General features: G+C 72.5%; 15 protein-coding genes. 3 read left to right on the top strand and 12 right to left on the bottom strand.

All coding sequences use genetic code 11. The features are described from left to right. Positions 1 to 21 precede the first annotated feature (21 nt). The 3 genes from IF06_RS0112235 to pyrR are packed head-to-tail and all read right to left on the bottom strand — an operon-like array spanning position 22 to position 2862. Positions 22 to 1299 carry a dihydroorotase gene (locus IF06_RS0112235; RefSeq protein WP_013474896.1) on the bottom strand — a complete coding sequence of 426 codons (1278 nt, stop codon included), beginning with the start codon at positions 1297 to 1299 and terminating at the stop codon, positions 22 to 24. Then, the gene (locus tag IF06_RS0112230; RefSeq protein WP_013285507.1) at positions 1296 to 2222 is read right to left on the bottom strand and encodes an aspartate carbamoyltransferase catalytic subunit; all 927 of its coding nucleotides are present in this window, start codon (positions 2220 to 2222) and stop codon (positions 1296 to 1298) included. The genes IF06_RS0112235 and IF06_RS0112230 overlap by 4 nt, the downstream gene beginning before the upstream one ends. 58 nt (positions 2223 to 2280) lie before the next feature. Then, positions 2281 to 2862 (bottom strand): bifunctional pyr operon transcriptional regulator/uracil phosphoribosyltransferase PyrR, encoded by a 582-nt coding sequence (gene pyrR, locus IF06_RS0112225; RefSeq protein ID WP_013285506.1) that lies wholly within the window; start codon positions 2860 to 2862, stop codon positions 2281 to 2283. 286 nt (positions 2863 to 3148) lie between these two features. On the opposite strand from pyrR, the gene IF06_RS0112220 reads away from it, so the two are divergent. After that, positions 3149 to 3637, top strand: a complete 489-nt coding sequence (locus IF06_RS0112220) for a transcriptional regulator (protein WP_013285505.1) — start codon at positions 3149 to 3151, stop codon at positions 3635 to 3637. 61 nt (positions 3638 to 3698) lie between these two features. Here IF06_RS0112220 and nusB read toward each other — a convergent pair whose 3' ends face one another. The 4 genes from nusB to aroB form a co-directional block, all read right to left on the bottom strand. After that, a complete protein-coding gene (gene nusB / locus IF06_RS0112215; protein ID WP_174361785.1) occupies positions 3699 to 4109 on the bottom strand; it encodes a transcription antitermination factor NusB in 411 nt (136 codons plus the stop codon). A 23-nt stretch (positions 4110 to 4132) separates the two neighbouring features. Next, positions 4133 to 4690, bottom strand: a complete 558-nt coding sequence (efp, locus tag IF06_RS0112210; protein ID WP_013285503.1) for an elongation factor P — start codon at positions 4688 to 4690, stop codon at positions 4133 to 4135. 86 nt (positions 4691 to 4776) lie between these two features. Continuing rightward, the gene (gene aroQ, locus IF06_RS0112205; protein ID WP_013285502.1) at positions 4777 to 5217 is read right to left on the bottom strand and encodes a type II 3-dehydroquinate dehydratase; all 441 of its coding nucleotides are present in this window, start codon (positions 5215 to 5217) and stop codon (positions 4777 to 4779) included. After that, positions 5214 to 6290 (bottom strand): 3-dehydroquinate synthase, encoded by a 1077-nt coding sequence (gene aroB, locus IF06_RS0112200; RefSeq protein ID WP_030271040.1) that lies wholly within the window; start codon positions 6288 to 6290, stop codon positions 5214 to 5216. Before aroB ends, aroQ begins: the two co-directional genes overlap by 4 nt. A 92-nt stretch (positions 6291 to 6382) precedes the next feature. Between aroB and IF06_RS0112195 the strand changes: the two genes are divergently transcribed. Together IF06_RS0112195 and IF06_RS0112190 are read left to right on the top strand one after the other, a co-directional pair. Continuing rightward, positions 6383 to 6925, top strand: coding sequence for a DUF2243 domain-containing protein (locus IF06_RS0112195; protein WP_013285500.1), 543 nt, complete (start codon positions 6383 to 6385; stop codon positions 6923 to 6925). Next, complete coding sequence (locus tag IF06_RS0112190) at positions 6922 to 7722, top strand: cytochrome c oxidase assembly protein (RefSeq protein ID WP_013285499.1); 801 nt, start codon at positions 6922 to 6924, stop codon at positions 7720 to 7722. The genes IF06_RS0112195 and IF06_RS0112190 overlap by 4 nt, the downstream gene beginning before the upstream one ends. Before the next feature lie 215 nt (positions 7723 to 7937). Here IF06_RS0112190 and IF06_RS0112185 read toward each other — a convergent pair whose 3' ends face one another. The 5 genes from IF06_RS0112185 to ruvX form a co-directional block, all read right to left on the bottom strand. Further along, entirely contained in the window at positions 7938 to 8447 is a 510-nt protein-coding gene (locus tag IF06_RS0112185) for a shikimate kinase (protein ID WP_013285498.1), read from the bottom strand. Further along, positions 8444 to 9622: a chorismate synthase gene (gene aroC, locus IF06_RS0112180; RefSeq protein WP_013285497.1), complete on the bottom strand. Its 1179-nt coding sequence runs from the start codon at positions 9620 to 9622 to the stop codon at positions 8444 to 8446. Before aroC ends, IF06_RS0112185 begins: the two co-directional genes overlap by 4 nt. Positions 9623 to 9780: 158 nt before the next feature. Further along, a complete protein-coding gene (locus IF06_RS0112175; protein WP_013285496.1) occupies positions 9781 to 10593 on the bottom strand; it encodes a shikimate dehydrogenase in 813 nt (270 codons plus the stop codon). Beyond that, positions 10593 to 11792, bottom strand: coding sequence for an endolytic transglycosylase MltG (mltG, locus tag IF06_RS0112170; RefSeq protein ID WP_013285495.1), 1200 nt, complete (start codon positions 11790 to 11792; stop codon positions 10593 to 10595). The genes IF06_RS0112175 and mltG overlap by 1 nt, the downstream gene beginning before the upstream one ends. Continuing rightward, complete coding sequence (gene ruvX, locus IF06_RS0112165) at positions 11789 to 12250, bottom strand: Holliday junction resolvase RuvX (RefSeq protein WP_013285494.1); 462 nt, start codon at positions 12248 to 12250, stop codon at positions 11789 to 11791. Before ruvX ends, mltG begins: the two co-directional genes overlap by 4 nt. Positions 12251 to 12262 lie beyond the last annotated feature (12 nt).

The following is a 12262-nucleotide window of genomic DNA, read 5'->3' as shown; positions in this document are numbered from 1 at the left end:
GCTCCGCTGCGTTCCTCGCGCTCACTTGACAGCCTTTCCGTCCAGGACCGTCGGCTCGCCGCGCAGGAAGGTCGCCACGATGCGACCCGGCAGCGTCATGCGGGCGTACGGGGTGTTGCGACTGCGACTGGCCAGCTCCGCCGGTTCGACGACGCGCCGGGCGGCCGGGTCGACCAGGGTCAGGTTGGCCGGTACGCCGGGCGCCGGGTCGAGGCCGTGCCCGGCCAGCCCGGCGATCCGGGCCGGCGTGCGGGACATCCGCTCGGCGATCAGGTCCCAGCGGGGGCCGAACACGTCGAGCGCGATCGACAGCGCCGTCTCCAGGCCGAGCATGCCCGGCCGGGCGTACGCCCACTCGCACTCCTTGTCCTCCACGGCGTGCGGGGCGTGGTCGGTGGCGATGATGTCGATCACGCCCTCGGCCAGCGCCTCCCGCAGCGCGGCGATGTCGGTGGCGGTGCGCAGCGGCGGGTTGACCTTGAAGACCGGGTCGTAGCTCTCCGCTTTCTCGTCGGTCAGCAGCAGGTGGTGCGGCGTCACCTCGGCCGTGACCCGTACCCCGCGCGCCTTGGCCTGACGCAGCACCTCGACGCTGCCGGCGGTGGAGACGTGGCAGACGTGCAGCCGGCTGCCGACGTGCTCGGCCAGCAGCACGTCCCGGGCGATGATCGCCTCCTCGGCGACGGCCGGCCAGCCGGTCAGGCCGAGGCGGGTGGACACCTCGCCCTCGTGCATCTGCGCGCCCTCGGTCAGCCGGGGCTCCTCGGCGTGCTGGGCGATCACGCCGTCGAACGCCTTGACGTACTCCAGCGCCCGGCGCATCAGCCGCGGGTCCGACACGCAGTGCCCGTCGTCGGAGAAGATCCGCACCCCGGCGGCCGAGTCGGCCATCGCGCCCAGCTCGGCCAGGCGCTCGCCGGCCAGCCCGACGGTGACCGCGCCGATCGGCTGCACGTCGACCAGGCCGGCCTCCCGGCCGAGCCGCCAGACCTGCTCCACCACGCCCGCGGTGTCGGCCACCGGGGAGGTGTTCGCCATCGCGCACACCGCCGTGTAGCCGCCGAGCGCCGCCGCCCGGGAACCGGACTCGACCGTCTCGGCGTCCTCCCGGCCGGGCTCGCGCAGGTGGGTGTGCAGGTCGACCAGGCCGGGCAGCGCGACCAGGCCGGTCGCGTCGATGACTGTGGCGTCGTCCGCGGCGAGCCCGCGGCCCGTCCCGGCCACCACGCCGTCGCGGATGAGCAGGTCGGTCGGCTCGCCGCCGACGATGCTGACGCCTGTGATGAGGTACGCGGTCACCGGTTGTTCCCTCCGAGCAGCAGGTAGAGCACGGCCATCCGCACGGAGACCCCGTTGGCGACCTGTTCGACGATGGTGGAGCGGGGCGAGTCGGCCACCTCGGGCGTGATCTCCATGCCCCGGTTCATCGGGCCGGGGTGCATGACGATCGCGTGCTCGGGCAGCCGGCGCATGCGCGGCCCGTCGAGCCCGTAGCGTCGGGCGTACTCGCGGGCCGACGGGAAGTAGGAGTCACCCATCCGCTCGCGCTGCACCCGCAGCATCATCACCACGTCCACATCTGGGAGAACGGCGTCGAGGTCGTAACAGACGTCGGTGCCGGTGGCCAGGGCGGCGGCGATGTCGACCGGGATGAGGGTTGGCGGGCCGACCAGTGTCACCTTCGCGCCGAGGGTGGACAGCAGCAGCACGTTGGAGCGGGCCACCCGGGAGTGCAACACGTCGCCGACGATCGCCACGTGCAGGCCGTCGAGGCGGCCCAGCCGGGACCGCATCGTGTACGCGTCGAGCAGCGCCTGGGTGGGGTGCTCGTGGGTGCCGTCACCGGCGTTGACCACCGATCCGTCCACCCACTCGGCGAGCCGGTGCGGCGCGCCGGAGGCGGGGTGCCGGACGACGACCGCGTCCGCGCCCATGGCCTGGAGCGTGAGCGCGGTGTCCTTCAGGCTCTCCCCCTTGGCCACGCTGGAGCCCTTGGCGGAGAAGTTGATCACGTCGGCGCTGAGCCGCTTGGCGGCCGCCTCGAACGAGATCCGGGTGCGGGTGGAGTCCTCGTAGAAGAGGTTGACCACGGTGCGCCCGCGCAGCGCGGGCAGCTTCTTGACCTCGCGGCCGGCCACCGTCGCCATCTCCGCGGCGGTGTCCAGGACCAGGGTGGCGGTGCCGGCGTCCAGATCGGCGCCGGAGAGCAGGTGCCGGATCATGCGTGTCGCCGCCTTTCGTTCGCGACTGCGGGGCTCCGCTTCGCTGCGCTCCTCGCGCTCACAGTGAGCCTCCGTACAGCCGTACCTCGTCACTGCCGTCGGTCTCGGCGAGGGTGACCTTGACGTTCTCGGCCAGCGCGGTGGGGATGTTCTTGCCGACGTAGTCGGCGCGGATCGGCAGCTGGCGGTGGCCGCGGTCGACAAGGACCGCGAGCTGCACGGACGCCGGCCGGCCGACGTCGCTGAGCGCGTCCAGCGCGGCCCGCACGGTGCGGCCGGAGAACAGCACGTCGTCGACGAGGATCACCCGCTTGCCGTCGATCCCGCCGGGCGGCAGGTCGGTCGGGCCGACCGCGCGGGTGGCGTGCCGGCGCAGGTCGTCGCGGTAGAGCGTGATGTCGAGCACGCCGACCGGGACTGTGACGTCCTCGAAGGTGCTGATCCGGGCCGCGAGGCGGTGGGCGAGCGGCACGCCCCGGGTCGGGATGCCGAGCAGCACGGTGTCGGCGGCGCCCTGGGTCTTCTCCAGGATCTGGTGGGCGATGCGGTCGACCACCCGCGACACGTCCGCTGCGGCGAGGATCACCTTCACCGAGGGTTGTCGCGGCGGCGACGAGTGGGCAGCCGGTGGGTAGGCCACGGCGGACCTCCTTCCCCGCCTCACGGGACGGGTCGTTAAAGGACGTCTGGTCTGCTCCGGCAGGCCCGCGCGGGGCCCGGACCGGGGCTTCACGCCACGTTACCAGCGGTCACCGGGCTGCCCGCCGCCGGTCCTGACCTGCTGGTCAGCCCGGAGAAATGGGGACAAGCCACACGTGGGTGCCGGACCCGGTGGACGGCAACACTTGACCACATGTCGCAATCCCCGTACCGTCACGCTCCGTAGCGATAGCTCGGGGAACCCGAACAGCACTGGGAGTGTCCGAATGCCCTCTGAATACGCCAAGTCGCTGGGCGCCCGCCTGCGCTCCATCCGCCAGCAGCAGGGCCTGTCCCTGCAGGGGGTGGAGGAGAAGTCGAACGGGCGGTGGAAGGCCGTGGTGGTCGGCTCGTACGAGCGCGGCGACCGCGCCGTCACCGTGTCCCGCCTGGCGGAGCTGGCCGACTTCTACCGCGTTCCCGTCTCGGAGCTGCTGCCCGACGGCAGCGGGGTGCGTCACGAGCCCACCAGCAAGATCGTCCTGGACCTGGAGCGGCTCTACGACGAGGCCTCCGAGGACCTCGCGTACGTGGCCCGCTACGCGCGCGCCATCCAGCAGCAGCGCGGCGACTACAACGGCCGGGTGCTCTCGATCCGCGCCGACGACCTGCGCGCCCTCGCGATCGTCTACGACGCCTCGCCGTCGGGCCTGATCGAGCGGCTGACCGAGCACGGCGTGCTGGTCGCCGACCCGCGGGCGTTCTTCGCGTCCTGACACCCCGTACGACGACAAGGGCCCGTGCCGGCTGGCACGGGCCCTTCGTCGTTGCGGCGCGTCAGCGCGTGGCGTACTCGGCGATCCGGCCGAGGATGCCGTTGAGGAAGCGGGGCGAGTCGTCGGTCGACATCTGCCGGGCCAGCTCCACGGCCTCGCTGATCGCCACCGCGTCGTCGATCTCGTCGACGTAGAGCAGCTCGTACACGGCGATCCGGGCCAGGTTGCGGTCGACCACCGGCATGCGCTCCAGCGTCCACCCCTCGGCGTAGCTGGCGATCGTCTCGTCGATCCGGTCGAGGTGCGCCGCCACGCCCTCGACCAGCCCGACCGCGTAGCCGAGGTGGTCGGGGCGCGGCTGCTCGATCCGTTCCAGGTAACCGGCGAGCACCTCGACCGGCGGGCGGTCCCGCAGGTCGGCCTCGAAGAGCACGTCCAGCGCCCGCTTGCGCGCCTTGCGGCGCGCCGGCATCTGCTGCTTGGGGCCCTCGGCCATCAGGCTCGGCCGAGGTAACGGCCGTCGCGGGTGTCGACCTTGATCTTCTCACCGGTGGTGATGAACAGCGGCACCTGCACGGTCGCGCCGGTCTCGACGGTGGCCGGCTTGTTGCCGCCGGTCGAGCGGTCGCCCTGCAGGCCCGGCTCGGTGTAGGTGACCTCGAGCACGACCGAGGTCGGCAGCTCGATGTACAGCGGCACGCTCTCGTGGGTGGCGACGGTCGCCTCGGCCTCGGGGAGGAGGTAGTTGGCGGCCTCGCCGACGGTGCCGCCGGGGACGGTGATCTGGTCGAACGTCTCCAGATCCATGAAGACGTAGTCCTCGCCGTCGGCGTACAGGTACTGCATGGTGCGCTTGTCCACGGTCGCGGTCTCGACCTTGGTGCCCGCGTTGAAGGTCTTGTCGACCACCTTGCCGGACAGCACGTTCTTCAGCGTGGTGCGCACGAAGGCACCACCCTTACCGGGCTTGACGTGCTGGAACTCGACGACGGCCCACAGCTCGCCGTCCAGGTTGAGTACCAGGCCGTTCTTCAGGTCGTTGGTGGTGGCCATTTCCTGCCTTGATCATCAATTGGCGGACAGACCGGCCAAGTCTACTCGCTCTGTCGAATCGGACTCGCGCCACGGAACGGTCCGGCTCAGGCTCCTGCGGCGAGCCGGGCGGCCAGGTGGTGCAGCGCCAGCCGGTAGCCGTCCACGCCCAGGCCGCAGATCACGCCGGTGGCCACCGCGGAGACCACCGAGTGGTGCCGGAACTCCTCCCGGGCGTGGATGTTGGAGATGTGCACCTCGACCAGGGGGCCGCGCAGCATGGCGCAGGCGTCCCGGACCGCGATCGAGTAGTGCGACCAGGCCGCGGGGTTCAGCACCACCGCCGCCGCCTCGTCGGCCGCCTCGTGCAGCCAGGCGAGCATCTCGTGCTCGGCGTCGGTCTGCCGGACCACCACGTCCAGGCCCAGCTCCCGGCCGTGCCGTTCACAGTCGGCCACGAGCTGGGCGTAGCTGGTCACCCCGTACACGTCGACCTGGCGGGTGCCGAGCCGGCCCAGGTTCGGCCCGTTGAGCACGTACACCCTCACGAGCTGATCTCCGCGTACGCGGCGGCGAGCAGGTCGTCCGGCAGCGCCTCCATGATCGCCGGGCGGGCGAGCCCGTCGAGCACCACGAACCGCAGCCGGCTGCCCCGGGCCTTCTTGTCCACCCGCATCGCGGCGAGCAGCTCCGGCCAGGCGTCGGCCCGGTAGCCGGTGGGCAGGTCGAGCGCGGCCAGCACCCGGCGGTGCCGCTCGGCGTCGGCCGCGTCGAGCCGGCCGGCGAGCCGGGCCAGCGTGGCGGCGTACACCAGGCCGACCGCCACCGCGTGACCGTGCCGCCAGCGGTAGCCCTCCACCTTCTCGATCGCGTGCGCCAGCGTGTGCCCGTAGTTGAGCACCTCGCGTACCCCGGATTCGCGCAGGTCCCCGGCGACCACGCCGGCCTTCACGCGGACCGCGCGTTCGACCAGTTCCCGCAGCACCGGCCCGGCCGGGTCCAGCGCGGCGGCCGGGTCGTCCTCGACCAGGTCGAGGATGACCGGGTCGGCGATGAAACCGCACTTGACCACCTCGGCCATCCCGGCGGCCAGGTCGGCCGGGGGCAGGCTGTCCAGAGTCGCCAGGTCGGCCAGCACGCCGGCCGGCGGGTGGAACGCGCCGACCAGGTTCTTGCCGGCGGCGGTGTTGATGCCGGTCTTGCCGCCCACTGCGGCGTCGACCATGCCGAGCAGCGACGTGGCGACCGGCACCCAGCGCACGCCGCGCAGCCAGGTGGCAGCGACGAACCCGGCCAGGTCGGTGACCGCACCGCCGCCCACCCCGACCACCGCGTCGGTACGGGTGAACCCGGCGTCGCCGAGCCGGTCCCAGCAGGCCGCCGCCACGTCGACGTGCTTGCCCGCCTCCGCGTCCGGCACCTCGATCAGCAGCGGCGTCACGCCGCCCTCGCGGACACCGTCGGCGAGCTTGTCGGCGAGTGCCTTGAGCGGCGGCGCGTGCAGGAAGGCCACCCGCTCGGCGCCCGGCAGCAGCCGGGGCGGCGGGTTCAGCAGGTCACGTCCCACGAGCACGTCGTACGGCCGCTCGCCGCCGACCGGGATCCGGGTCACCTCGTCCATCGCGGGCAGCCTAGTCCAGCGCGCCGCCCCCGCGCGGCGACTGTCCACTCCCTGGGTGTTTGACCGGCCGCACCGCGGGTAGGGCGGCCGGAATGAGCGAGACGAGGGCACACGCGACCCGACCGGAGTCCGCGACGAGCATCCGGCTGCCCGCCACGATCCTCGGCGTCGGGCTGGGCGGCTTCGTCGACGGCATCGTCCTGCACCAGGTCCTCCAGTGGCACCACATGCTCAGCAGCACCGGCAGCGACCGGATCGGCGTGCGTGAGTACCCGGTGGACACCGTGCCCGGGTTGCAGATGAACACGCTCTGGGACGGCCTGTTCCACGTGGTCACCTGGGTGGCGGTGCTGACCGGTCTGGCCCTGCTCTACTCCCGGGTCACCCACTCGCGGGGCCGGCTGTGGCGCTCGCCGATGCTGTGGGGCTGGGCGCTGATCGGCTGGGGCCTGTTCAACCTGGTCGAGGGCATCGTCGACCACCACCTGCTCGGCATCCACCACGTCCGCGGCGGCCCGAACCAGCTCTGGTGGGACCTCGGGTTCCTCGCCCTCGGCGTGGTGCTGATCGCTGCGGGCTGGGCGATCCAGCGCCGGGCCCGCGCGGTGGACCTCTGCCCGCCGGAGCGCCGGTGACAGTGGCCCACGCCGGGCATGCCGACGGTGGCTTCCCGGTGACCGCGCTGATCCCGGTGGCGATGTCCTGGGCGTACCTGGCCGCCGCGCTGCGGCTGCGCGACCCGGGCGGGCCGGGCTGGCCGCACGCCCGCACGGCGAGCTTCGGTCTGGGCGCGCTGCTGCTGGTGGCCGGGCTGCTGTGGCCGGCCGGCGACTTCGTCGGGCACATGTGGCAGCACCTGCTGATCGGCATGCTCGCGCCGCTGGCGCTGGTGCTCGGCGCACCGGTCACGCTGCTGCTGCGCACGCTGGACCGGCGTACCGGCCGGGCCCTGGTCCACCTGCTGCGGCATCCGGTAGCGCGGGTGCTCGGCCACCCGGTGACCGGCCTGCTGCTCACCGCGGGCGGGCTCTGGCTGCTCTACCTCACCCCGCTGTACCGGGCCACCTTGGACAGCCCGGCCCTGCACACGCTGGTGAACCTGCACTTCCTGCTGAGCGGCTGCCTGTTCGCCTGGTCGATCGCCGGGCCGGACCCGGGACCGCACCGCCCGCGCGTACCGGTGCGGCTGGTGGTGATCGGGGTCGGGGTGGCCGCGCACGCCACCATCGCCCAGTTGCTCTACGCCGGGCTGTTCGTGGACGTGCCGGCCACCGCCGCCGAGCTGCGGGCCGGGGCCACGCTCATGTACTACCTGGGTGACCTGGCCGAGATCGCGCTGGCGCTCGCGCTGCTCGCCACCTGGCGGCCCGAACCGGCCCGGCGCCGCCGCGCCGGACGCCGGACGGCCAGGGCCGCTGCGGCCAACGCCTGACCGGCGCGCCTTCTCACCCGCCCATGGCGTTCCACCCAGCGGCGTCCTCCACGCCGACTGGAACGCCGCGGGTGCCACAACGCTCGGGAGACACCCACGGCGTTCCACTCATCCGCGGCATCCCCGCCGACTGGAACGCCACGGGTGTCACAACGCCCGCGAGACACCCACGGCGTTCCACCGAGAGAGCCGGACACGGCGGGGGCGGGGCGTTGTCAGGGTTTGAGCAGGGCGGCGATCTCCGCGGCCAGCTCCTGCGGGGTACGGCCGTCGGTGACCACAGTCGCGGTCGCCACCTCGGCGTAGAGCGGGCGGCGCTGGTCCATCAGGTGCTTGAGCGTGGCGCGCGGGTTCAGCGCGAGCAGCGGCCGCCCGGCGCCCAGACCGACCCGCTTGACCGCGTCGGGCAGCTCCACCGACAGGTGCACCACCGTGTGGCCGATCAGCGCGGCCCGGTTCTCCTCGGCCAGGACCGCGCCGCCGCCGACCGCGAGCACGCCCGCGTGCGACGCGAGCGCCGCCGCCACGGCGGCCCGTTCGAGGGTACGGAAGTGCTCCTCGCCCTCGTCCACGAAGATCTCCGGGATGGGCTTGCCGGCGAGGTTCTCGATGTCGGCGTCGGTGTCCCGGAAGTCGACGCCGAGCGCCTCGGCGAGCGCCGTGCCGACAGTGGTCTTGCCGGAGCCGGGCGCCCCGACCAGCACGCAGACCGGCCGGGTGCTCATTTGATCACCAGGCTGTCGAGGTAACCGTTGAGGTTGCGGCGCATCTCGGCAATCGAGTCGCCGCCGAACTTCTCCACCGCCGCCTCGGCCAGCACCAGCGCGACCATCGCCTCGGCCACCACCGCAGCGGCCGGGACCGCGCACACGTCGGAGCGCTGGTTGATCGCGGTGGCCGGCTCGCCGGTGGTCACGTCGATGGTGGCGAGCGCCCGGTTCAGCGACGAGATCGGCTTCATGGCCGCCTTCACCCGAAGCGGCTCACCCGTGGTGATGCCGCCCTCCAGGCCACCGGCCCGGTCGGTGATCCGCCGCACCCCGGTGGCGGTGGGCACGATCTCGTCGTGCGCCTCCGAACCGCGCGAGCGGGCCTGCTGCCAGCCGTCGCCGATCTCCACGCCCTTGATCGCCTGGATCGACATGAGCGCGGTCGCGAGGCGGGCGTCGAGCTTGCGGTCCCACTGCACGTGGCTGCCCAGGCCCGGCGGCACCCCGTACGCGAGCACCTCGACCACGCCGCCGAGCGTGTCGGCGGCCTTCTTCGCGGCGTCGACCTCGGCGACCATCCGGGCGCTTGCCTCGGCGTCGAGGCAGCGCAGCGGGTCGGCGTCGATGCGCGCGGCGTCCTCCGGCGTGGGGCGCAGCCCCGGCTTGACCGCCACCGGGCCCAGCTCGACCACGTGGGAGACGATCTCGACGCCGAGCGCCTGGCGTACGAGCGCCTTGGCGACGGTGCCCACCGCGACCCGGGCGGCGGTCTCCCGGGCGCTGGCGCGCTCCAGGATCGGCCGGGCGTCGGTGTGCCCGTACTTCTGCATGCCGGCCAGGTCGGCATGACCCGGGCGGGGACGGGTCAGCGGCGCGTTGCGGGCCTGGCTCGCCAGCTCCTCCGGGTCGACCGGGTCGGCGGCCATCACTGTGCGCCACTTGGGCCACTCGGAGTTGCCGACCCGGATCGCCACCGGGCTGCCGAGCGTCACCCCGTGCCGGAGCCCGCCGATGATCTCGACCTCGTCCTGCTCGAACGACATCCGGGCACCCCGGCCGTAGCCGAGCCGGCGCCGGGCCAGCTCGCCGGAGATCTCCCCGGTGGTCACCTCGATGCCGGCGGGTACGCCCTCCAGCATCGCGACGAGGGCGGGTCCGTGCGATTCACCTGCAGTCAGCCAGCGCAACACGACGGTCAGTCTGTCACGCCCGGTGGTCACCGGCGTACGCCGCCCGCCGCGTCCCGCCAACCGGACAGGCCACCTCCGTACGCTGGTCCGCCGCCCGACGGGTGAGGTGTTAACAGGGGACCCTTCCTCTACCGGAGGCGTTAAGAAGGGGCCCTTCCTTACACCGGCAGCGCGGCGCGCATCGCGGTGCGTGGGGCGGTGACGCCGGTGAAGTGCTCGAACTGGCCGAACGCCTGGGCCAGCAGCAGGTCCAGCCCGGAGACCACCCGGCACCCGGCGGCGAGCGCCGCCGCCGCGAGCGGCGTGGGCCACGGGTCGTAGACCACGTCGAAGAAGACCGACTCCGGCCGCCAGTCGAAGTTGTCAGCCAGGGGGTCGGCGACGCCCTTGGGCACTGTGGAGATCACCAGGTCGGCGCGGGCGTGGGAGGGTGCGCCGTCCCACTCGGCGCCAGCGAGCGGCACCCCGGCCGCCGCCGCGACCGGGCGCAGCTCGTCGACCGCCTCCGGGCGGCGGGCCACCACAGTCACCTCGGCCGCCCCGATCCGGGCCGCCGCCGCGATGGCCGCCCGGGCGGTGCCACCCGCACCGAGCACGGTGACGACCGCCCCGGCCACGCAGCCGGCGCCGGTGAGCACCTCGACCATGCCGGTGACGTCGGTGTTGTCCGCGTACCAAGTGCCGTCTTGTCGGCGTACCAGCGTGTTGGCGGCGCCGACGGCGGCGGCGGCCGGCGAGACCTCGTCGGCCAGCGCGAGCGCCACCTCCTTGCCCGGCATGGTCACCGACAGCCCGGCCCATTCGGGGCCGAGGCCCGCGACCAGGCCGGGCAGCTCGTCGGCGCCGGCTTCGATCCGGGTGTACGACCAGCCGGTCAGCCCGGCCGCCGCGTACCCGGCGGTGTGGATCACCGGGGAGAGCGAGTGGGCGATCGGCCTGCCGACCACGGCGGCGCGGCGGGGATCGGCCATCAGATGATCCCGGCCTCCCTGGCCTTCTGCTCGTTGCGCTTCTGCTCGGCGTAGGTCTCGGCGAACGCGGAGCGGCCGTCCCTGCTGATCGCCACGAAGTAGAGCCACTTGCCGTCCGGCGGGCTCAGCGCGCCTTCCAGCGCCTCCTTGCCGGGGTTGTTGATCGGCGAGGGGACCAGCCCGCGCAGCTTGCGGTTGTACGGGTTCTTCGGGTTGTCCAGCTCGGCGGCGGTCATGTCCTTGGACGCCTTGGTCTTCTGCCCGGTCAGCTCCAGGTAGTAGTTGACCGTGACGTCCATCTCGAGGCAGTTGCAGGGGAACTCGCCGTAGACCCGGTTGTAGGCCACCCGGGCGACCTTGCCCAGGTCGGCCTTGTTGCCGGCCTCGGCCTGCGCGAGCGAGGCGACGATCAGCGCCTCGTACGGGGTGATGCCGCCGCGATCTTTCTGCACCTTCTCCGCGTACTGCATGCCGGAGGTGACGGTGAGGAAGTTGTCCACCATCAGCTTGAGCACCGTCTCGGCGGTGGCCTTCGGTGGGATCTCGTAGGTGTCCGGGAACAGGAAGCCCTCGATCGACGGGTTGACCTTCTTGCCGTCGGAACGCTTGAACCACCAGTCCGGTACGCCGAGCGCCTCCGGATCCTTCGCCGCGGCCTCGAAGTCCTTGACCGGGATGTCGGTCTTCTCGGAGAGCCGCTTGTAGACCGTCTTCGCGGTGAGGCCCTCGGGAATGGTGATCCCGTTGACGATCTTGTTCTTGAGGTCCAGCAGGGCCACGACCGCCGCGTCACCGCTCATCTGCTTGCGCATCTTGTACGTGCCGGGCTGGATGTTCTTGCTGCGCGAGTTCTCCTCGGCGGCCTCGATGAACGCCTTGGTGCTCTTCACCACGTCGGCCGCGACGAGCGCGTCGGCCATGTCGGCGATCAGCGCGCCCTGCTTGATCTCGACGGTCACCTCGCCGGTGCCGGAGCCGTCGTAGTCGGGTGTGACGAAGTAGTTCTGGACCCGGTCGAAGCCGTAGAACGCGCCGCCGCCGATGCCGCCCAGCAGGACCAGCGCGAGAGCGAGTGCGAGAAGGGTCTTGCCCCGGCCGCCGCCGGACTTGCCCTGGCGACGGCGCACCGCGCCGCGCCGGTGCCGGCCCTTCTCCCCCCTGTCCGGCTCGTCGAACCCCAGATCAAGATCGTCGATCATTGCGTCCGCCTCCGCTGTGCGTCCAGCCAGCTCTGCAGAATCTCCACCGCGGCGGCCTGGTCGACCACCGCTCGTTGGCGCTTTCCCCGGACGCCCCGTTCGGCCAGCCTACGACTCGCGACGACGGTAGACATCCTCTCGTCCGTCAGCGTCACCGGAATCGGCCTCATTACATCAGCCAATCGGCTGGCATATGCTGATACGTTCAGCGCCGCGGGGCCGTGCTTCCCGGCGAGATTGACCGGCAGCCCGACCACGATCCCCACCGCCTCGTGCTCGGCGGCGAGCCGGACCAGCTCGGCCATGTCGGCGGGCACCGCGTCCGGTTCCGCGGTCAGATCACGGGCCAGCGTCACCAGGGGCGTGGCGAGGATGCCGTGCGGATCACAGCGCGCCACCCCCACCCGGACCTGGCCGACGTCGACACCCAGCCGGACGCCACGGGACACCTCACTCACGGGCGGACACCT

The sequence above is a fragment of the Micromonospora globosa genome (genome assembly GCF_000717585.1).
GTDB classification, from domain to species: Bacteria; Actinomycetota; Actinomycetes; order Mycobacteriales; family Micromonosporaceae; genus Micromonospora; species Micromonospora aurantiaca.
The sequence above is the reverse complement of the archived record's forward strand: the minus strand, read 5'-3'. Positions and strand labels throughout refer to the sequence as shown.

Bases quoted from the DNA above. Each gene is read 5' to 3' on its own strand.
- IF06_RS0112230 (WP_013285507.1), bottom strand. From the start codon at position 2,222: ATGATCCGGCACCTGCTCTCCGGCGCCGATCTGGACGCCGGCACCGCC.
- IF06_RS0112220 (WP_013285505.1), top strand. From the start codon at position 3,149: ATGCCCTCTGAATACGCCAAGTCGCTGGGCGCCCGCCTGCGCTCCATC.
- nusB (WP_174361785.1), bottom strand. From the start codon at position 4,109: ATGCCGGCGCGCCGCAAGGCGCGCAAGCGGGCGCTGGACGTGCTCTTC.
- efp (WP_013285503.1), bottom strand. From the start codon at position 4,690: ATGGCCACCACCAACGACCTGAAGAACGGCCTGGTACTCAACCTGGAC.
- aroB (WP_030271040.1), bottom strand. From the start codon at position 6,290: ATGGACGAGGTGACCCGGATCCCGGTCGGCGGCGAGCGGCCGTACGAC.
- IF06_RS0112195 (WP_013285500.1), top strand. From the start codon at position 6,383: ATGAGCGAGACGAGGGCACACGCGACCCGACCGGAGTCCGCGACGAGC.
- IF06_RS0112185 (WP_013285498.1), bottom strand. From the start codon at position 8,447: ATGAGCACCCGGCCGGTCTGCGTGCTGGTCGGGGCGCCCGGCTCCGGC.
- IF06_RS0112175 (WP_013285496.1), bottom strand. From the start codon at position 10,593: ATGGCCGATCCCCGCCGCGCCGCCGTGGTCGGCAGGCCGATCGCCCAC.
- mltG (WP_013285495.1), bottom strand. From the start codon at position 11,792: ATGATCGACGATCTTGATCTGGGGTTCGACGAGCCGGACAGGGGGGAG.